At 69.3% G+C, this 20,460-nt stretch carries 17 protein-coding genes and 1 tRNA gene; 4 read left to right on the top strand and 14 right to left on the bottom strand.

Features of this window, described 5'->3' with window-relative positions; genetic code table 11:
• Window positions 1-82 precede the first annotated feature (82 nt).
• From U1701_RS04440 to U1701_RS04475, 8 genes are all read right to left on the bottom strand, one after another.
• Complete coding sequence (locus U1701_RS04440) at window positions 83-1,852, bottom strand: methyl-accepting chemotaxis protein (RefSeq protein WP_332781305.1); 1,770 nt, start codon at window positions 1,850-1,852, stop codon at window positions 83-85.
• An 89-nt stretch (window positions 1,853-1,941) separates the two neighbouring features.
• A complete protein-coding gene (locus U1701_RS04445) occupies window positions 1,942-4,152 on the bottom strand; it encodes a glycosyltransferase (protein ID WP_332781306.1) in 2,211 nt (736 codons plus the stop codon).
• A 172-nt stretch (window positions 4,153-4,324) separates the two neighbouring features.
• A complete protein-coding gene (locus U1701_RS04450; protein ID WP_332781307.1) occupies window positions 4,325-5,425 on the bottom strand; it encodes a zinc-dependent alcohol dehydrogenase in 1,101 nt (366 codons plus the stop codon).
• Window positions 5,418-7,484 (bottom strand): glycosyltransferase, encoded by a 2,067-nt coding sequence (locus U1701_RS04455; protein ID WP_332781308.1) that lies wholly within the window; start codon window positions 7,482-7,484, stop codon window positions 5,418-5,420. The genes U1701_RS04450 and U1701_RS04455 overlap by 8 nt, the downstream gene beginning before the upstream one ends.
• Window positions 7,481-9,670, bottom strand: coding sequence for a UDP-galactopyranose mutase (gene glf / locus U1701_RS04460; protein WP_443025994.1), 2,190 nt, complete (start codon window positions 9,668-9,670; stop codon window positions 7,481-7,483). Before glf ends, U1701_RS04455 begins: the two co-directional genes overlap by 4 nt.
• Window positions 9,671-9,860: 190 nt before the next feature.
• Window positions 9,861-11,000, bottom strand: a complete 1,140-nt coding sequence (locus U1701_RS04465) for a glycosyltransferase (protein ID WP_332781310.1) — start codon at window positions 10,998-11,000, stop codon at window positions 9,861-9,863.
• A gap of 134 nt (window positions 11,001-11,134) precedes the next feature.
• Window positions 11,135-11,446, bottom strand: a complete 312-nt coding sequence (locus U1701_RS04470) for a hypothetical protein (RefSeq protein WP_332781311.1) — start codon at window positions 11,444-11,446, stop codon at window positions 11,135-11,137.
• A tRNA-Thr gene (locus U1701_RS04475) sits at window positions 11,419-11,493 on the bottom strand. Before U1701_RS04475 ends, U1701_RS04470 begins: the two co-directional genes overlap by 28 nt.
• Before the next feature lie 90 nt (window positions 11,494-11,583).
• Between U1701_RS04475 and U1701_RS04480 the strand changes: the two genes are divergently transcribed.
• On the top strand, window positions 11,584-11,733 hold the full coding sequence (locus U1701_RS04480) for a hypothetical protein (RefSeq protein ID WP_332781312.1): 150 nt from the start codon (window positions 11,584-11,586) through the stop codon (window positions 11,731-11,733).
• On the opposite strand, the gene U1701_RS04485 is transcribed toward U1701_RS04480, so the two are convergent.
• Window positions 11,730-13,523, bottom strand: coding sequence for an aminopeptidase P family protein (locus U1701_RS04485; RefSeq protein WP_332781313.1), 1,794 nt, complete (start codon window positions 13,521-13,523; stop codon window positions 11,730-11,732). The genes U1701_RS04480 and U1701_RS04485 overlap by 4 nt on opposite strands.
• A gap of 101 nt (window positions 13,524-13,624) precedes the next feature.
• Between U1701_RS04485 and U1701_RS04490 the strand changes: the two genes are divergently transcribed.
• Window positions 13,625-13,897 (top strand): DUF1488 family protein, encoded by a 273-nt coding sequence (locus U1701_RS04490; protein WP_332781314.1) that lies wholly within the window; start codon window positions 13,625-13,627, stop codon window positions 13,895-13,897.
• Window positions 13,898-13,966: 69 nt separating this feature from the next.
• Window positions 13,967-14,722, top strand: a complete 756-nt coding sequence (locus U1701_RS04495) for a class I SAM-dependent methyltransferase (RefSeq protein ID WP_332781315.1) — start codon at window positions 13,967-13,969, stop codon at window positions 14,720-14,722.
• 166 nt (window positions 14,723-14,888) lie between these two features.
• On the opposite strand, the gene U1701_RS04500 is transcribed toward U1701_RS04495, so the two are convergent.
• Window positions 14,889-15,365, bottom strand: coding sequence for a hypothetical protein (locus U1701_RS04500; RefSeq protein ID WP_332781316.1), 477 nt, complete (start codon window positions 15,363-15,365; stop codon window positions 14,889-14,891).
• 13 nt (window positions 15,366-15,378) lie between these two features.
• Window positions 15,379-16,248: a 3-hydroxyacyl-CoA dehydrogenase NAD-binding domain-containing protein gene (locus tag U1701_RS04505; protein ID WP_332781317.1), complete on the bottom strand. Its 870-nt coding sequence runs from the start codon at window positions 16,246-16,248 to the stop codon at window positions 15,379-15,381.
• Window positions 16,249-16,325: 77 nt separating this feature from the next.
• Here U1701_RS04505 and U1701_RS04510 point away from each other — a divergent pair, with 77 nt between their 5' ends.
• Window positions 16,326-17,474, top strand: a complete 1,149-nt coding sequence (locus tag U1701_RS04510; RefSeq protein ID WP_332781318.1) for a DUF1176 domain-containing protein — start codon at window positions 16,326-16,328, stop codon at window positions 17,472-17,474.
• Between the two features lie 159 nt (window positions 17,475-17,633).
• On the opposite strand, the gene egtD is transcribed toward U1701_RS04510, so the two are convergent.
• From egtD to U1701_RS04525, 3 genes are read right to left on the bottom strand one after another with little or no spacing between them, the layout of a single operon-like run.
• Window positions 17,634-18,611: an L-histidine N(alpha)-methyltransferase gene (gene egtD, locus U1701_RS04515; RefSeq protein ID WP_332781319.1), complete on the bottom strand. Its 978-nt coding sequence runs from the start codon at window positions 18,609-18,611 to the stop codon at window positions 17,634-17,636.
• Entirely contained in the window at window positions 18,611-19,864 is a 1,254-nt protein-coding gene (gene egtB, locus U1701_RS04520; protein WP_332781320.1) for an ergothioneine biosynthesis protein EgtB, read from the bottom strand. Before egtB ends, egtD begins: the two co-directional genes overlap by 1 nt.
• 28 nt (window positions 19,865-19,892) lie before the next feature.
• Complete coding sequence (locus tag U1701_RS04525; RefSeq protein ID WP_332781321.1) at window positions 19,893-20,459, bottom strand: cob(I)yrinic acid a,c-diamide adenosyltransferase; 567 nt, start codon at window positions 20,457-20,459, stop codon at window positions 19,893-19,895.
• Window position 20,460 lies beyond the last annotated feature (1 nt).

Raw genomic sequence — 20,460 nt, forward strand, 5'->3', positions numbered from 1 at the left:
CGCGGCTCTGCCGACGCGGTCACCCGATGTTTCGCCTCGCTGGCGGGGACGGAGGCGATCGTCGGTGTCGCGGGGCAGCGCGTCATGCCGCGGCCGCGCGATCCGCAAGATGCAGCGCTGCGAAGAACGCGCTAAGCGCGCGGTCGATTTCCGCGGCACTGGTTTCCAACGCCGAGGCATCGCGTTTGACGCCCGTCGCCAGGCCGTCGACGCCCGCCGCGGCGGAGGCGACCTCGGCGACGCTCTGGTCGACGACGTCGAGGTCGCGCGCCGCGCCGGCGATGTTGCGGTCGATGACCTGGCCGCTTTCGATCTGTTCGTCGATGCTGGCGGCAAGCGTGTCCGAGCTCTGCGCCATCTCGGCGATCATCGCGGCGATCGCCGCCAGGCTGTCGGCGGCATCGTGCGCCGCGCTCTGCAATTCGGCGATCTGCCCGGCGACCTCGTCGGTCGCGCGCGCGGTGCGCCCTGCCAGCGCCTTGATCTCGCCCGCCACGACCGCAAAGCCGACCCCGACCTCGCCGGCGCGCGCCGCCTCGATCGTCGCGTTGAGCGACAGCAGGTTGGTCTGCTTGGCGATCCCCGCGATCAGCTCGGCGACCGTCCCGATCGTCAGCGCATGCGCGCGGACCCGCGCCATGCGATCGGCGACCGCGGCCGATTGTTCGGCGGCCTGCGCGCTTAGCACCGCCGAGCGCCGCGTGCCGACGCTGGCCTGCTGGATCGCGGTCATGAACTGGTGCGTCGCGGTGGCGATGTCGGCGGCGCCGCCCGCCGCGCGCGTGACCGCGGCTTCGACGTCGGCGATCACGGTGATCGCGGAGCGCGAATGCCCGGCAAGCTCGACGGAAGTCGCCGACAGGTCGCCTGCCGCGCTGCGCAGCCGGCTGAGCACCTCGGCGATCTGCGCCTCGAAACTGCGGGCCGCCGCTGCGATCGCCTCGCTCCGCGCGGCATCGCGTGCCTCGCCGGCGCGCCGCAGCTCATGCTGGTGCGCCTCTGCCGCCATATCCGCGGCGCGGCGCCGTTCCTGGTCGCCGCGCAGCCGTTCGCGGTCGGCGATCGAGCTGCGGAACACATCGATCGCGCGCGCCATGCGGCCCAGCTCGTCCTGGCGATCGACGTGCGGCGTGCCGCCATCGGTCTCGCCGCGCGCCACCCGGGCCATCTCGTGTTCGATATCGGTCAGCGGGCGGACCACCCATCGCCGCGCGATCAGGAACGTGGCGATCGCCGCGGCCAGAAACAGCGACAGGCTCGCCACCAGGTTGATGACGAGCTCCTCGTGCTCGACCGCCTGCGTGCGCCGGGTCAGCCGCGCGACCGCGGCGTCCTGCGCGGCGATCAGGCGATCCGCGATCGTCGACGCTTCGCGTTCGTTGGGCCGCACGTCGGTGCGGAAGGTCTGCAGCGCCTGTCTCGGTGCGCCCCGCCGGACCTCGCGCGCCACCGCCGCCAGCCGGTCGAGAACGCGATACTGCGTCTGCATGTACCGCCGCGCTTCGGGCGCGTGCGCGAAATCGGGCGACGCCGCGAGCATCCGCAGTCGCGCGCGCATGTCATGCGATCGCCCGGTGAACTTGCCGTGGAGAACGCGCAGTTCGGCGGCATCGGCCTCGATCAGGAAATTGAGCGCGTCGCGCTGCAACGACCGGCTCAGCGAGCGGACTTCGGTCAGGTCGTTGCGGACCAGCTCGGTCCGCGCGAGATCGGCATAGGACCGGTGCAGCCGCGACCGCGTGCCTATCCCCACCAGCCCGAGCAGACACACGAGCACCAGCATCAGCACGACCGGGATCATCATCCGCGCAACGATGCTGCGCGACCATTTCGTTAGCGAACCAATATCCATGATACGCGGCTAGGCGTCGTATCTGAAACCTTTGTGACACGACGCAACCACGGCGCGGGTGGGGGCAGGGTGCGGCGGGCGGCGCGCGCCTACGCGGTCGCCGCCGTGAACGCGTCGATCACGGCCGCCAGCGCCGGGTCGGCAATGCGGCCCGCGGCGTGCGGCGCGTGGGTCAGCAGCCCATTCGGGCAATAGCGGTCGTCGTCCCAGCCGGGATGGTCGAGCACCGGGTACAGGCACACCCCCTCGACCGGCACGCCCATCGCGATCGCCGCCTGCACCTCTGTCAGGATCGACTGCAGCCATGGTGCGCGCGCGTCGCCCTCGATTCCCGTTTCCGCGACGAAGATCGGGCGGCCATAGCGCGCATAGGTGTCCGCCAGGATCTCTCGGAACGGCCGGCCGCGGGAATCGCCGTACGCGAGCGGCGGCCCGCCGTGGATCCACTGGTTGTTGTGGTAGAAATTGACGCCGACGATATCGAGCAGCTCCGGCCGCCCGCCGATCTGCGGCCAGGCACGCCCTGCGATCATGTCCCAGCCCTGGAACTGCGCGAGCCTATGGCCTTCGGCGGCCGGGGCATCGTGCGGGCGTGAGCGATCGGTGACGACGTTGATCACCGGGTCGGCGTGGACGAACCGCGCGGCGGGGTCGACCGCGAGGATCGCCTCCATCGACGCGATCGAGGCGCGCGCCAGTTGGACCTTGAGCTCATGCCCGCGTCCACGTGCGAACGGGTTGAGATAGGCCGCGTCGCCGCCGCCCCAGGCGAGGAACGAGATTTCGTTGACCGGTGCGTAGAAGCGGCGCGCGCTCGGCTCCGCCGGCCCCAAATGCCGCGCGGCGGCGGCGGCAAAGGCGGCAAAGCGCGTGACGAAGGCGGGGGTCCAGACATCGATATCGTCCGGCCAGCCATAATGGAGCAGGTCCCAGATCACTTCGGTCCCCACCGCAGCGGCGGCGGCGCGCTGGCGTTCGAGGCTCGACCAGTCGTAGCGGCCGGGTTCGCGCTCGATGAGGTGCCAGCGCAGGCCGTCGCGGACGGTCAGGATGCCGTGGCCCGCGAGGGCGCGATAATCATGCTCGGCGTGGACGTCGTGATGACTGGCGGCGATCACGTCGACACGCGCATGGTCGTGCGCGCGGCGGTGCGTCGAGCATTCGAACCCGCCCTGGATGACGCTGCGGAACAGGCCGGTCGGGCGGGGCAGCGGTGGACGTTCGGCCAGGACCGCGGCAAACAGCGTCTCCCATTGCGGCACGACGACGTCGACCCCGTATTCGCGGACGATCTTCGCGTGCAGCGCTTCGCCCAGTCGCGCGGCATAGGCCGGGTCGGCGATCAGCCGCAGAAGCGCGGCCGCGACGGCCGGTGGTTCCTCATGCGGCACGAACAGCCCACTGACGCCGTCGACGATCTGTTCGGCCGACCCGTTGTCACAGGTCGCAACGACCGGAAGCGAGGCTGCGCCCGCTTCGGCGATGACATGCGGCATGCCCTCGCCGCGCGACAGCCACACGAACGCGTCGAGTGCCGACAGCAAGGCCGGCACGTCGGCGCGGTCGCCGAGGAAGGTCAGGACTCGGTCGAGGCCGAGGGCCGTCGCCCGCGTGCGCAACGCGACCGCATAGTCCGGCAGGAACGCGTCGGGGCCGCCGATCACGACGAAGCGTGCGTCGGGGCGTCGCGCATGAACCAACGCGGCGGCGTCGATGAAATCCTCGACGCGCTTCTTCGGGTCGAGCCGTCCGAGCCAGCCGATCAGCGGGACGCCATCGGCGATGCCGAGCGCGGCGCGCGTCGGTGCGCGCATCGCCGGATCGAACGCGGCGGTATCGACCATCGACGGGATCTCGACCGCATGATGCGGACGGTCGGGCATCCGACTTGCGGCGGCATCGCGGATCGACGCGCACACGCCGACATAGCGCGCGGTGAAATGCTTGGGACCCGCCAGCGCCTCGGACACCAGCCCGCCATGCTCGATCAGCGGCGGGCGTAGGTGCAGCCGCTCCAGTGCCGGATAGATGTCGGCGACGTTCTGGCACGATACGATCAGATCGTACGCCGGGATCTTGCTGGCCAGATACGCGACGGTCTCGTCATAGCCGAGCGCGTACGGCGTGCGGTCGACGGGGACGCCGGCCGCCTCCAGCTGCGCATGCGTCTGTTCGGGCATGCCCTCCTTGCGGAAGCAGGCGACGACGTCGAGCGTGTAGCGCGCCGGGTCTAGCGTCTGTGCAAGCAGCCGCACCTCGGTCTCCTCGCCGCCGACCACCAGCCAGGCGAAGACGAACAAGATACGGATCGGGCGTTCAGCGTCGTGTGGAGCGTGTGGAAGCAGTGGTTTTCTCTTCGGTGCGAGACGTACGAATGAACCCGTCACCCCGGGCTCGACCCGGGGTCCCGCTTCTGTGCGACGAAGAAGAAGCGGGACCCCGGCTCAAGGCCGGGGTGACGGGTACGGGCGGCTAGTCGGCGACCTTGAAGACGATCTGCAGGAATTCCGGCCGCTCGCCGACCAGCCGCGCGATAAAGCCGGGCGCGTCGTGATAGGGCACGACGTGCGTGATCAGCTGCGCGCGGATCTCGGCGCCGCGCGCCATCAACAGCTTGACGGTCTCGTTGGCCAGCCGCCGCTTGTCCCATTGCTGCGCCAGCCCGCGCGGTACGCGGTTGATCTGCGCGCACCGCAGGTTGAGCCCGTTGTGATGGAACTCCTCGCCGAGCCGCAGCCGGTCGGCGCCGCCATGGTAGAACGCCAGGTCGATCACCGTGCCCTGCGGCCTGAGCGCGCGCATCGCGGCATGCAGGCTCGCCGCATCCGCGCGTGTCTGGAACACGACGTCGGCGCCACGATCGTCGCCGCCATGATGCCAGCGCGACTTGGCGTAGTTCCACGCCTGGTCCTCGGTCATCGCGGTCAGCCCCAGGCATTCGGCGCGGAGGCGGCGGAAAGGGGAGGGATCGGCGATCACGACCTCGCTCGCGCCGGCGCCTTGCGCGAACAGCGCGGTCAGCATGCCGACCACGCCCGCGCCGATCACCAGCACGGGGCGGCCGCGGATGCCGTCGCCGAGGCCGACGACGTTGGGGCCGAGCAGTTCGGCGTCGGCGTGGAGGATGCCGTTGGCGGCGATCGGCCCCATTTGCCCGACATAAATTCCCAGGATCGGGTCCATCCCCGCCGGCAGTTTCACCAGCAGGTCGTTGAACGGATCGGCGGTGTGCCCGGTCTTGTGCCCGAACACGGCGCCGACGACGTCACCCTGCGAAAAGTCGTCGACCCGACTGTCGCTGACGCGCGCGCATTCCATGTAGCCGAGGAACGGCACCGGATAGTGCGCGCTCGCCTCGCCCTCGACGAACACGCCCCGCCCCGCGTCCCAGCGCGAATGCAGATACGGGTTGCTGTTCTTGACGAAGGTGAGTTCGGTCCCGGCGGAAAACCCGGTGTAGAGCAGGTCGAGCCGGACCTGACCCTCGGCGGGCGGGGCCTCGTCATAGCCGAAGAAATAGGCCTGGCCCGGGCGTTCGACGCCAAGCGAGCGGACGTGGCGCCACTCAGACATAGGCCACCGCCTGGGTCGGGGCGAGCGTGATCGCCCGGCCTTCGGCGGCCGATTGTTCGATCGCCAGCGCAAGCCGAAGCGTGTCCAGCGCGGCGGGGTAGGGGCAGCGAATCCGGTTTTCCTTGCCCTGAACCGCATCGATGAAGTCGCGGTCCTCCAGCATCACCGGATCGGCGCCGTTGCCACGCACCGGGCGGCCGCGACCGATGTCGATCATCACGTCGCGGTCGGTCAGCTCGATCGCGAGCCCCTCGCCGTAAAGGTGCAGCCCGACCTTGTGGTTCCAGTTGAGCAGGCAGGTCGAGGCGAAATTGGCGATCGCGCCGCTCGCAAAGGTGATCATCGCCGTGCTGGTCGTCGCGACGTCGAGCCCGGGGAAGGCGGCGCGGTCGACATGCCCTGACTGGCCATAGACACGCACCACGTCGCCGACGAGATAGCGCGCGAGATCGACCAGATGCGTGGTCTGTTCGAGCATCTGCCCGCCCGACGCGTCCTTCTTCCACCACCAGCGCGGCGGCGGGGTCGAATCGAGCCAATAGCCCGATAGCAACCGCGCCGGCGTCGCCGCGAGCAGCGCGCGGACTTCGTCGACGGTGTCGAGATAACGCCAGTGATAGCCGACCGCGGTGACCAGCCCGAGCCGCTCAACCGACGCCGCGACGTCCTCCGCGGTGCCGAGGTCGAGCGCGACCGGCTTCTCGACGAAGAAGGGCAGACCGGCGTCGATTGCGAGACGCTCGGGTTCGCCATGCGCGAACGGCGGCACGCAGATGAACAGCGCGTCGAGTTCGACGTCCGCGAGCATCGCCGCGGCATCGTCGAACGCCCGCGCGCCGAACCGCGCGGCGGCGTCGGTCGCGCGGGCAAAATCGACATCGGCGACCGCTACGATCGTCACGTCGTCAAACTGTTCGAGCACGCCGAAGTGGCGATGCGCGATCCCGCCCGCGCCGATGAATCCTATCCGTGTCCGCTCCACGCGTGTTCCCTGTGTTGTATCTTGAGTGGCGGCATAGACCGCGCGGGTATCGGCGATCATGCGATCGGCGGTGAAAAGCTGCGCGTGCCGGTCGCGCGCGGCATCGCCCATCGCAGCCAGCGCGGCGCGGTCGTCGAGCGTCGCCACCACGGCTGCGGCGAAGCTCGCGGGATCGGCGGCGCTCAGCCGTCCGGTGACGCCGTCCTCGATCGCCTCGGCATTGCCCGGCGCGTCGGTCGCGACGATCGGCAGCCCTGCCGCCATCGCCTCGAGCGCGGCGAGCGACAGACCCTCGAACGCGGAAGGCAACAGCAGCAGATCGGCCATCGCCATCAGGTCGGCGACGTCGCGGCGGTTGCCGAGCATCCGCACCGTGCCCGCCAGTCCGTTGGCGGCAACCGCGCGCGCGATCGGCGTCAACAGCGGCCCGTCGCCCGCCAAGAGGACGATACAGTCCGGATGCGCGGCGCGGATCGCCGGCAGCGCGTCGAGCAGGCGACGGTGGCCCTTCTGTTCGGCGAACCGCGCGATCATCAGCAATACGGGCGCGTCGCCGACGCCCCATTCGGCGCGCAGCGCTTCACGCGACCGGGTCGGCGTGCGCGCAGGAACGCCGTTGTGGATCGTCTGGACCAGACCCGCGTCGATCCCGGCATCGTGATGGCTCGCGGCGACCGCATCCGAAACGCAGATCAGCCTTGCGAGGCCGGTCGCGGCGTCGCGGTGGTCGGCGCGCTGCGCGTCGTCGGTCAGCAGATAGGGGAGATGCTCGGTGCGGATCACGGGAACGCCGGCCTCGGCGGCGGCGCGTACCGCGGCATTGCCCTCCCAGCCGATCCCGGCATGGACATGGACGAGGTCGGGGGCTGTCCGCTTCAGCCACCGCGTCAGCGCGGCGTGATCGTCGTCCAGCGCCTTGACCGCCAGCCCGTCCGCCGCGGCGCGATCGAGCAGTCCGGTGCCCGCACGCCCGGCAACGACGATGTCGAGATCGCGCATCCCCGCCGCCAGCGTCAGCATGTGTTCGCCGACGCCCGACGGCGCGGCGCTGTCGGTCAGCAGACAGAGCCGCGTCATTCGGCGGCTTCGCGGATCTGACCTACGGTCATGCGGTCGCGCATCCGGCGATAGGTCGCCAGCGCCTGCCCGACCACCTGGTCCATGTTGTAATAACGATAGGTCGCCAGCCGCCCGACGAACGTCACGCCCGGTTCTGCATCCGCCAGCGCCTCGTAGCGTTTGAACAGCGCCTGATTCTCGGGCCGCGGGATCGGGTAATAGGGGTCCCCCTCAGCGCTCGGAATCTCATAGGTGATGCTGGTCTGCGGATGCACCTGACCGGTCAGATGCTTGTATTCGGTGATCCGCGTGTGCGGCACCGCTTCATGCGGGTAGTTGACCACCGCGACCGGCTGGAACTGCGCGACGTCGTGCGTCTCGTGAACGAATTCCAGGCTGCGATAGGGCAGCTTGCCGAAGCGGAAATCGAAATATTCGTCGATCGGCCCGGTGAAGACGATGTGGTCGCAATCCACGCGCGCGATGACGTCGCGATATTCGACGCCCAGCTCGGTCGCGATGCCGGGATGATCGAGCATCGCTTCGAACATCTTGGTATAGCCTTGCGCCGGCATCGCCTGGAACCGGTCGGCGAAATAGCGATCGTCGGTCGAGGTCCGCGTCGGCACGCGCGCCGTCACCGCGCGGTCGAGTTCGGACGGGTCGAGCCCCCATTGCTTCCGGGTATATCCGCGGAAGAACGTCTCGTAGAGCTCGCGCCCCACCGCGGAGACGACGACGTCCTCCGACGTGCGGATCTCGGCCACCGGTTCCGCGCGGGTGGCGAGGAACGCCGCGGCGGCTTCGTCGGTCTCGAGCGACAGGCCGTACAGCTGGTTGAGCGTGGTGCGGTTGATCGGGATCGGCACCAGGTCACCGGCCACGTCCGCCAGCACGCGGTGCTGGTACGGCCGCCACTGTGTGAAGTTCGACAGATAGGCGAACACGTCCTGCGAATTGGTGTGGAAGATGTGCGGGCCATAGCGGTGGACCAGCACGCCGGCGGCGTCATGCTCGTCATAGGCGTTGCCTCCGATATGCGGGCGCCGGTCGATCACCAGCACGCGCTGGCCCGAGTCCGCGGCCAGTCGCTCGGCGAGCACCGCGCCGGCAAACCCCGCGCCGACGATCAGCGTGTCGTAATGCGGGCGCGGGGCGGTGCGCGCCTCGCCGCGCAGGACGCGGCCGATCTCGCGCGCCATCGCTCCTTGCGTATCGTCCCACGACTGGCCCGCGAGGACGACGTCGGCCTGGTCGCGCCACGCCCCTTCGGCGGGCAGCGCCAACGCAGCCTCGCACGCCGTGACGAAGCCTGCCGCGTCGCGTGCGATCGCGACCGCGTCGAGATCGCCATAATGGCGCACCACGTCGACGATCGGCGTCGACACCACCGGCAAGCCGCCCGCCAGATATTCGGGCGTCTTGGTCGGGCTGATGAACCGCGTCGCGGCGTTGATCGCGAACGGCATCAGCGCGACGTCCCAGCCAGACAGATAGGCAGGCAACTCGCCATACCCGCGCGATCCCAGCCAATGGATGTTCGCGCGCCGCGGCAGATCGGCGGGGTCGATCTTCACCACCGGGCCGATCATCACCAGCGACCAGTCGGGCCGCGCCACCGCGATCGCGTCGATCAGCGCCAGGTCGATCCGCTCGTCGATCACGCCGTAGAAACCGAGCTTCGGCCCCGCGATGGCGCGCTGGTCGTCGGGTTCGGCAACCGTCGCGCGGGCTTGCGCGAAATGCGCGACATCGACCGCGGAGGGGAAGGGGTGGACGTCGGGATGCCGGTCGCGCTTCGCCTCGTACAGGCTGTAGCCGCCGGTAAAGACCAGATCCGCGCGCGCCAGCAGCCGCGCTTCCTGGTCGAGCAGCGCCGGGTCGGCGAAGCGGAACGCCGACAGCTCGTCCATACAGTCGTACACCACCGCGGCGGCGTCGACGTCGCGCGCGACGTCGATCATCGCCGGCGTGTAGAACCACAAGATCGGCTTCCCCGCCACGCTGGAGCCGACCAGCATGTCGAGCAGATCGCGCAGACCCGCCTCGACCTGTTCGCGCGACCACCAGTGCGGCAGCCGCGGACGCAGCGCGATCACGCCGTTGGCGGGGAAGGGATGATATTCGAGGAACGGCAGCGGATGATCGCAGGGAATATGCTCTTCCCAATAGAACACCGGCGCGGTCGCCGCGAAGCGGGTCATCAGATGCTGCGGCCGCTGGGTGACGAAATCCCAGCGCAGGTGCGAAAAGCAGATCAGCGGCGGCCGCGACTGGGGGTCGGTTTGGGTGGGGAATGGGGCAGTCCCGGTCACGTCGGTCCGATCCGCGAGAGTGAGCGGTCGCCCGCGATTCGCGCTTCGGGTACGGCGACGTTCCCCGCCTGTCCTTGCTCTATGTCATGATGGTTTCGATAACGCGCGACAGCCGGGCCACGCTGTGGGGCCAGGTCCAGCGGTCGAGCACGACCGCGCGGGGGGCGTATTCGGATGCGGTCGCGCGCAGCTGCATGATCGCCTCGGCAAACTCCGTCGCGGTGGCGGTGATCCCGGTTTCAGGCAGGATATATTGCAGCCCGCACGACAGATCGGCGTTGGCGAGCACCGGCAACCCGGCCAGCATATATTCGGTCAGGATCGCCGGCGCGCCGTCGTCGACGCCGCAGACCACGCCGAACCGCGCGCGGTTCATCAGCCGGTTGACCGCCTCGATCGCCACCCCGGGCGGCCCGACGAACTCGACCGACAGCTGTTGCTCGGCGGCGCGGTGGCGCAAGTCGTCCGCCATCTCGCCGTATCCGAACACGCAGAGCGCGCGGACGTCGCGCGGTAGTTTGGCCAACGCGTCGAACAGGATGTCGTGCCGCTTATAGGCCTGCGCCGCCGCGACGTAGATCAGGTCGACGTCCTTCGCCGTGCCGAGCGGGCGGAACTGGTCGACGGCGGCGAACTCGGGCCCGACCGGCAGGATCGCGGTGGCGATGCCGGGGTGGCGCGCTCCGACCACGTCCGACTGCCACGGCGCGCCGGTCAGCACGAGATCGAAATGCGCGCTGCACTCGGGCGGGACGCGCAACGCGGGCGCGTCGATCGAATTGTAGATGATGACGCTGTTCGCGCACAGCGCGAGCAGCGCGGGTGCCACCCCCAGCCCATAGACGACCAGGATATGCGGCGCGCCGTAGCGGCGGACGAAATCCTCCATCGCGGCGGAGGCGAACGGCGCTGCGTCATGGTCGAGGCGGAACGCGCGGCGCGCAAGGACGTCGGAGTCGCGCTCGTAAGGCGCCGGTCCGTCGCCGCACCAGTGATGCCAGATCTCGGCCTGCTCGACGATACCGGTGGCGACGAGCGCGAGCGGCAGGCGTTCGAGATAGCTGCCCGCCACCGCGACGGGGCCGCCGTCCTGCCGCCGCACGGGCTCAGCGTAGCGTGGCGGCGGCGTGTCGCCCGATGCGGTGCGCCCGTCTTCGACCCGGTCGCTGATGACCACGACGGACGGACGGGCGGTCAGAGGCGGGGGCCGAAGGCTCATGGCGCGGTCTCGAAACGGTCGAGCCGATCGCCCGCGCGCCCTCATGTCGGGCGCGGCGAGCAAGTGCAACGGGGTCTAAGCCCCTGTCTTCACGAGGTTGCGTGCGCCACCATCAGTCGTGCGCACCGCAGTGCTCAGGCGGCGCGGGCGGCCGACACGGCGTGGGTGTCGTTACCGGCGCGGACGGGGACCGGTGCCACGGTGGCCGCGGTCGAGGCGACAGGCTGGCGGCGATAGGTCAGGTAAAGAGCGATCAGGCTGAACATCGAAAATCTCGCATGGTTTTGCTGCAACCCAGCACATGCCGTCTTCTGAACCCCACGCCCGATCGCCGCAAACGCAAGGACTGCGCGTGCGAATGCACAAAACGCAATCGGGCAGCCGACGGGCCGACCATCGTTGCGTCGGAAGGGGAAAATGGTGCTGCCGGTGAGGATTGAACTCACGACCTCAGCCTTACCAAGGATGCGCTCTACCACTGAGCTACGGCAGCACTCGCCGGCATCGCTGCCGGCGGAGTGGCGCTAAGAGACGAGGGCGGCGCGGTTGTCAAGCGATGTCGGCGGCTGGTAGGCCGATCGGCATGACCGATGCCGAGAAAAAGGCCGCCGACAAGGCCGCGAAGATGGCCGCCGCGCTGCGCGCCAACCTGCGCAAGCGCAAGGTTCAGGCACGCGGCGAAGCGTCCGCGGCGACATCCGACCCCGTCCCCGAACCGGTCCCCGACCGCTAGCCGATCGGCGCGCATTTCGCGCGCAGCCAGGCGAGATCGTCGCCCTCCATTTGCGGGCCCAGTACCGCCAGCACCTGCGTGTGATAGGCGTTCAACCATGCCAGTTCGGACGGGGTGAGCAGCGCCGGTTCGATCAGCGTGCGCTCGATCGGGCAGAAGGTCAGCGTCTCGAATCCCAGCATCGCGCGGTCCGCGCCGGGAATCGCGCGCTCCTCGATCAGCAGCAGGTTCTCGATGCGGATGCCGTATTCGCCCGCCTTGTAATAGCCGGGCTCATTCGACAGCATCATGCCGGCGCGTAAGGGTTCCATCGCCGCGCCCCCGGGGTAATTGGGCGCGGCGATCCGTTGCGGCCCTTCGTGCACCGACAGGTACGCGCCGATGCCGTGGCCGGTGCCGTGCGCGAAATCGAGTCCGGCCTCCCATAACGGCCGCCTGGCGAATGCGTCGATCTGGCCGCCCATCGTGCCATCGGGAAATGTCGCGGTGGCGATCGCGATATGGCCCTTCAGCACGCGGGTGAAGCGGTCGCGCATTTCGTCGGTCGGCTCGCCGATCGGCATGACTCGGGTCACGTCGGTGGTGCCGTCGGCATATTGCCCGCCCGAATCGACCAGATAGAGCTGGCCGCGCTCGATCGGCACGTTCGATTCTTCGGTGCAGTGGTAATGCGGGCTCGCGCCATGCGCGCCGGTCGCAGAGATGGTGTCGAACGACGTGTCCAACAGCCGCCCGGTGGCCTGGCGGAACTGAAGCAGTTTCGCGGCGGCGGACAATTCGGTCTGCCCGCCCTTCACGCATTCGATCTCGACCCAGCGCAGGAAGCGCGCGAGCGCGGCGCCGTCGCGCGCCGAGGCCGCGCGGTGCCCGGCGATCTCGACCGGGTTCTTCAACGCCTTGGCGAGCACCACGGGATCCCGCAGCGCCAGCACCTTGGCGCCGCCCGCCTCCAGCGCCTGCGTGATCGCGGCGACCGCACGTTCGGGGTCGGCGGCGATGCGCTTGCCGGCATGGCCCCCGAGCGCCTCGGCAAAGGCGCTGCGATCGTGCACGCGCACCGCGTTGCCGAGATGCTGGCGGACCGTATCGTCGAGCTTCTCGGTCGCGACGAACAGGTCGGTGGTGCCGTCGGCGTTGACGATCGCATAGGACAGCGCGACCGGCGTGTGCGCGACGTCCTCCCCGCGCACGTTCAGCGCCCAGGCGATCGAATCGAGCGCGGACAGCACCACCGCGTCGGCGCGGTGCTGGCCAAGCCATTCGGCGATCGCCGCGCGCTTGGCGGACGACGACTCGCCCGCCAGCGCATCGTCCTGTACCGTCAGCATCGCGTCGGACGGGGCGGGACGGTCGGGCCAGATCGCGTCGATCGGATTGGCCTGGACCGCGACCAGCGTGGCGCCGCGATCGGCCAGCGCGGCGGTCGCCTCCGCGACCCAGGCGCCGGTGTGCAGCCAGGGATCATAGCCGATCCGCCCGCCTTCGGGCGCGTAGGTCCCGAGCCAGGCCGACACGCTGGTCTGCGGCACCGGCGCGTATTCCCAGTCCGCGCCGTCGACCTGTTCGCGGACCTGGATCGTGTAGCGGCCGTCGGTGAAGATCGCGGCGCGGTCGGCGAGCACCGCGGCGCTGCCCGCCGAGCCCTCGAACCCGGTCAGCCAGCCGAGCCGCTGCGCATAGCCGCCGACATATTCGCTCATATGCTCGTCGGTCAGCGGTACGACGAAGCCGTCGAGGTCTTGGCGGGCGAGTTGGTCGCGCAATGCGGCGAGGCGGTCTGTGTGGGTCATCGCGCGGTACTGCCAGATCGATGCCGTCGGTGCCACAAGAGCGTCATGCGACGGAACACCGCCCTGCGCCGCGGGGTTGAGTCGCTATAACGGAGGATAGCATGGCCGACGACCGCGTGACGATCGATTCCCGAACCCTCGACGACAATGTCGACCGGCGGCAGGTCGAGTTCGAGGGCGAGGTGAGCGGCACACGCTACACGTTCGCGGTGCAGTATGACGTGCTCGAAGCGCTCAGCACGGTGGTGCCCGATTCGGGTGCGCTCGCGATTGTCCGCCAGCACGCCGACACCATCGCGCGCCTTGCCGTCACCGCGCTTGCGCGCGATCCGGATCAGGACCTGGTGGTGATCAGCGAGAACGATCTGGACTGACGGCCCGCGAGGCGCGATCATCGTTCCTATGGCCTGGCGTCGTGTCCGAGGCCGTTTGGGAGACGGACGATGAAGGCATGTTCGAGTCTGATCGCGCTCGCGGTCGTGGCCACCAGCGGCGTGACCACCAGCGGTATGGCCAGCGCGCAGACCGCGTCGCCGGCGGTGACCAAGGCGCTCGCCAACCCCGCGCGCGCCGACCAGCAGGGCGACGACGCCAAGCGCAAGGCAGCCGCGGTGCTCGCGTTTTCGGGCGTGAAGCCCGGCGACACGGTGATCGATTTCCTGCCCGGCGCGAAATATTACTGGACGCGGATCTTCACCGGGATCGTCGGGCCGAAGGGCCATGTCGATGCGGTGTGGCCCGCCGCGATGAGCGAGCGCGCGATCAAGACGATGCCCGCCTTCAATGCGATGATGACAGCGAATATGCGCTTCGTCGCCACGCCCACCAACCTGCCCACGTCGACCCGCCCGGTTGACCTGTTCTGGACCGTGCAGAATTATCACGACATCCCGAACAAGGGTGCGGGCGAGCCTGCGTTGCGCGCGCTCGACGCCGCAGTGTTCAAGCTGCTGAAAAAGGGCGGCACCTATGTGGTGATCGACCATGCCGACGCCGCGGGCACCGGGCTCGCCGGCACCGAGACGCGCCACCGGATCGATCCGACGGTCGTGAAGAGCCAGATCGAATCGGTCGGCTTCCGGTTCGTGGGCCAATCGAGCGTGCTCGCCAATCCGGCGGACGACCATAGCAAGCCGGTGTTCGACCCGGCAATCCGCGGGCGGACCGATCAGTTCGTGTATAAGTTCCGGAAGCCCTAGCCGCTCCTGTCCACCGTCGGTGCAGACGGCGCCGTACCCCCCAACCCGTTCGTGCTGAGCGAAGTCGAAGCACCCGACACGAACACGGGCCCTTCGACTGCGCTCAGGGCGAAACGGAATTGGGGGCAAGAGCGCGGGGGCGAAGCCGGACCCAGTCCACGCCTCCTCAGTCCCGGTAGTCCAACGCCGCCTCGACCTCCGCCTCGCTCAGCCCGAACGCCGCGGCGATTCCCGCCACCGACACCCCGCGCCCGGCAAACGCCCGGATGCGCTCGGGTTCAACGACCGTCCGATAGGCCGAGGTGTCGCGCTCCTCGTGCCGTCCGGTACCCTTCTCCTCCTTGCCGGTCCGCCGCCGCCGTCCGGTGGTCAGCTTGACGCCGGTGTCGATCCCGAGTTGCGACGCGCGCAGGCCGAGTACCGCGGTCTCCGCCACGGCGCGCTCCTGCCGCGCGCGTTCGCGGTCCTCGACCTGCGCCTGCCGTTGCGCCGCCCGTTCCTCGGCACGGGCCAGCGCCGCCTCGGCGCGTGCCTGTGCGCTCTCGGCGCGCGCGGCCTCCCGCAACCGCGCGCGTTCGGTACGCCCGGCGGCGGGGGGCAGGGTGCCGCCGAGCAGCGACGGCCAGCCTCGCGAATCGGTCATCGGCTCGGTCCGCTCACCGGGTCGGCACGGGCTCGGCACCCGAATAATCGTAGAAGCCGCGCTTGGTCTTGCGCCCGAACCAGCCCGCCTCGACATATTTCACCAGCACCGGCGCCGGCCGGAATTTCGGATCGCCGGTTCCCTCGAACAGCACGCGCGTGATTTCGAGGCAGGTGTCGAGCCCGATGAAGTCGGCGAGCGTCAGAGGCCCCATCGGATGGTTGAGCCCAAGCTGGCAGGCCAGATCGATGTCCTGCACCGTCGCGACACCCTCACCGAGCGCGAAACACGCCTCGTTGATCATCGGCATCAGCACGCGGTTGACGATGAAGCCGGGCGCGTCGTTGGCGTGCACCACCTGCTTGCCGAGCGTCTGCGCATAGGCCTCGACCGCGGCGACGGTGGCGTCCGACGTGGCGAGGCCACGGATCAGTTCGATCGGCCGCATCACGGGGACAGGGTTGAAGAAATGCACCCCCATGAACCGCGCCGGGTCATGGGCCGCCTGGGCGAGGCGGGTGATCGGGATCGACGAGGTGTTCGACGCCAGGATTGCGTCCGGCCCCAGCACCTTGGCGACCTCGGCGAAGATCGCGCGCTTGATCGCCTCCCGCTCGGTCGCCGCCTCGACGACGATGGCGCAGGCGCCCATCGCCGCGACGCCATCGACCGGTTCGATGTTGGCCAGCGTCGCGTCGCGCGCGGCGGCGGTGATCTTCTCCTTCTCGATCAGCCGCGCCAGCGCCTTGGCGATTCCCGCCTTGCCGGCCTCGGCGCGCTCGCGCGAGACGTCGGCGAGCAGCACCCGGTAGCCCGCCTGCGCCGACACCTGCGCGATCCCCGCGCCCATCTGCCCCGCCCCGATCACGCCTATCGTCTGCATTTCGATCCTCTCGATTTATCGTGTGCGGCTCCGATAGCGGGTTTGGCGCGGCTGTGCAGTCCGCTAAAAGGGGTGTCATGATCCGTTTCGCTCTGCCGCTCCTGCTATCCGTCGCCGCCTGCTCGCCGCCGAGCGCGGACATCGTGCCCGATCCGAAGCCGACGCCGTCGCCCACACCCGTGGCGACGCCCCCGGCCGAATCCACGCCAGCCGAGACGTCGATGGAGAATGCGACCGATCCCATGCTGGTGTCCGAACCCGGTCCCGTCGTCACGGATACCGGCGCGGTGCCCAAGCAGGGCGTGTTGAAGACGTTCGGCGACTGGACGGTGGGCTGCGACAACGGGCTGCGCTGCACGTTCGCATCGCTGCTGCCCGAACAGGGCGAGGCCGACAACGTCACGCTCAACATCGTCCGCGAAGGCGACGGCGAGACCAAGGTCTATATCGATTCGCGCGACGAGGCGATCCGCCCCGCGAGCCTGTGGGTCGACGGCAAGCAGATCGCGACCAAGCTGACCCGCGAATCGTCGCTGGCGATCGCGCAGGCGCTGCCCACGGGGCGCCGGCTCGAACTGCGCGGCCGCGAGGACAAGGCGGTCGCGACGATTTCGCTCAAAGGTGCGGCGGCGGCGATGCGCTATGCCGATGCGGTGCAGGGCCGCGCCGGAACCCCCGACGCGCTGGTCGCCAAGGGCAGGGCGACCCGCGTCGTCGAAGCGCCGCCGCTGCCGGTCATCGTCGCGCCCGCGATCACGGGGGATGCCGCGAAACCGACCGCGGCGCAGCTGGCGACGATGCGCAAACAGGCCAAATGCGACCTGCTCGACGACAAGACTGGCGTGTTCTCGCCCGAGGCGCATGCGGTCGGCGGCGGCAAGACGCTGGTGATCCTGCCGTGCTCGACCGGCGCGTATAACATGACCGGCGCGCTGTTCGTGATCGACGGGAAATCCGTCTTGCCCGCCAAGGTCGACGCACCATCGGGGTTCGACGAAAGCGGCGCGGAGTCGCCGGCTGCGGTGCGCAGCGTCGTCAACGGCAGCTTCGCGGACGGCGTGCTGGGCAGCTACGCCAAGGGCCGCGGCATCGGCGATTGCGGCGTGCAGCAGAGCTTCGTCTGGGACGGCACCAAGCTTCGGCTGTCGGAACAGAGCGCGATGGGCGAGTGCCGTGGCAATCCCAACTACATCATGACCTGGCGGGCGCAGGTGGTGCGGCGGTAATCTTTCACATCGTCACCCCGGGTCAGGCCCGGGTTGACGAGCAGCTCGGGGCGTCGGCCGCTCCAATGTCGTCATGCCAGCGAAGGCTGGCATCTCGCGCGGTAAGGGCGCCGCGCTGCAACGGGAGACCCCAGCCTGCGCTGGGGTGACGGGATCCTGTTACGGCGCCGGCCGCTCCGCCTGCGCCTCGGCCAGATACAGCGAGAACAACCCATCCGGATCGCTCCACTCCGCGATCGGCGTCCATCCGCCCGATCGCAACAGGATCTTTGCATCGCGCAGCCCGTATTTGTGGCTGTTCTCGGTGTGGATGCTCTCGCCCGCGGCGATCGAAAACGGTCGCCCGTCGATCGTGAAATCGGCGTCGCGCGTCGCTTCCAGATGCATCTCGATCCGCGCGCGGTCGTCGTTCCAGATCGCGCGGTGGCGGAACGCGTCGACCGGAATTGTGCCGCGCAGCTCGCGGTTGATCCGCGCGAGTAGATTGAGGTTGAACGCCGCGGTCACCCCCGCCGCGTCGTCATAGGCCGGCACGAGGATGTCGGGATCCTTGATCCGGTCCATCCCCACTAGCAGCATGGCGCCAAGCCCGAGCGACGTGCGCATCGTCCGCAACAGGTCGACCGCCATCAGCGGGATCATGTTGCCGATCGTGGAGCCCGGAAAGAACCCCAGCTTGGGCGTCTCGGCGATCGTCTTGGGCAGGCTCAGCGGCCGCATGAAATCCGCCTCGAACGGCAGCACCAGCAGATCAGGGAACTGCGCCGACAGCACCCGCGATGAATCGCGCAGGAAATCGCCCGAAATGTCGATCGGCACATAGACTGACGGCGCCACCGCATCGAGCAGGATCGGCGTCTTGGTCGACGATCCCGATCCAAATTCGACCACCGCGCGGCCCGCGCCGGCGATCTGGGCGACCTCGGGCGACGCGGTGCGCAGGATGCCCGCCTCGGTCCGCGTCGGATAATATTCGGGCAGGTCGGTGATCGCCTCGAACAGTTCCGATCCGCGCCGGTCGTAGAACCAGCGAGCGGGAATCGCGCGCGGGCGGCGGGTGAGCCCGTCGAGCACGTCGGCACGGAACTGCGGGTCGGCGAGCGTCTGTTCGCCGTCCTCGATCTCGGGCTTCAGCATCAGATGTCCTTTGCGAGCCGAACGCCGGTGAACTGCCAGCGCTGGTGCGGATAGAAGAAATTGCGATAGCTGGCGCGCGCATGGCCACGGGGCGTCGCGCAGCTGCCGCCACGGAGCACGAACTGCCCGCTCATGAACTTGCCGTTATACTCGCCGACGGCGCCTTCGGCCGCCTTGAAGCCGGGGTAGGGCCGGTACGCGCTGCCGGTCCATTCCCAGACATCGCCGAAAAAGCCGCCTGCAGGTCGCGGTTCGCACGGGCCCGCGACGTCGAGCTGGTTGCCGCCGTTCGAATCGTGCGCGGACGCCGCTGCCTCCCACTCGAACTCGGTTGGCAGCCGCGCGCCGGCCCATGCAGCATAGGCGTCGGCCTCGAAGAAGCTGACATGCGTCACCGGCGCCGCCGGGTCGATCGCGCGCCGTCCGTCGAGCCCGAACCGTGTCCAGCTCCCGTCACGCTCTTCCCAATACATCGGCGCGGTGATGCCTTCGGCCTTCACCCACGCCCAGCCGTCGGCGAGCCAGTGCCGTGCCTCGGCATAGCCGCCATCGGCGATGAACGCGGCCCATTCGCCGTTGGTAACGGTGCAGTCGGCGATCGCGTGGGGCGCCAGCAGCGCGTCGTGCCGCGGCCCCTCGCAATCGAACGCGAAGCCGTCTCCGTCATGCCCGACCTGCACGATGCCGCCGGGATGCGCGATCCAGCCGATCGGACCCGGCATCGCGACCGGCACTTTCCGCGCCGCTGGCCACATCGCTGGCTCGAGCGGGTTTTCCGAGAGCAGGTGGCAAATGTCGGTGATCAGCAACTCCTGATGCTGCTCCTCGTGATGGCAGCCGAGCGCGACCAGGTCTCGCACCTCGGGTGCGAGCGACGGCAGCGCTGCGACCAGCGCGGCATCCACCGCGGCACGGTAGGCGCGCACCTCGTCCAAAGTCGGCCGCGTCACCATCCCGCGCCGGTCGCGCGCATGACGGCGCCCCTCGGCCTCGTAATAGCTGTTGAACAGGAACGGGAAGCGCGCGTCGTGCAACTGGTATCCCGGCACGTGATCACGCAGCACGAACGTCTCGAAGAACCAGCTGGTATGCGCCAGATGCCACTTCGTCGGCGACGCATCGGGCATCGACTGGACGGTCGCATCGGCATCCGACAGCGGTGCCGCGAGTGCCAGCGACAGGTCGCGAACAGCGGTGAAGCGGGCGGCCAGATCGGACGGGCGATCTGGCGCTAGGCGGGGGTGGTCGGACATCCGGGCTCCTTCAAGCTCGACCGGCGGCCTAGCCCCGGGTTGCCCCCGGCTGCCACAGAACGTCGCCGGCACCGCTTTGGTTCACATGCCGCGCGGCGACGAACAGGAAGTCCGACAGCCGGTTGATATAGCGCAGCGCCGCCGGGTTGACCGGCTCGGGAATCGCCACCGCGGCGCGCTCCGCCCGCCGCGTGATCGCGCGTGCCAGATGCAGCGCCGCCGCGCCCGCCGACCCGCCGGGCAGGATGAAGCTGCGCAGCGGCGCCATCTGCGCAGTCATCGCATCGATCGCGCGTTCCAGCCGCTCGACCTGCGCGGGGACGATCCGCAGCACCATCTCGGACGGTTCGAACTCGGTGCCCGGCGTGGCGAGGTCGGCGCCCAGGTCGAACAGGTCGTTCTGGATCCGCTGAAGCTCGGCGGCGATCGGGTGGTCGGCGAGCGCCACGCTCGCGATCCCCAGCGCGCTGTTCGCCTCGTCGACGTCGCCGATCGCCTGCATCCGCGGATCGGTCTTCGACACGCGCGATCCGTCGACCAGGCCGGTGGTGCCGTCGTCGCCGGTCCGCGTGTAGATGCTGTTGAGCTTGACCAAT

The organism is Sphingomonas rhamnosi (genome assembly GCF_036663615.1).
Classification (GTDB): Bacteria; Pseudomonadota; Alphaproteobacteria; order Sphingomonadales; family Sphingomonadaceae; genus Sphingomonas.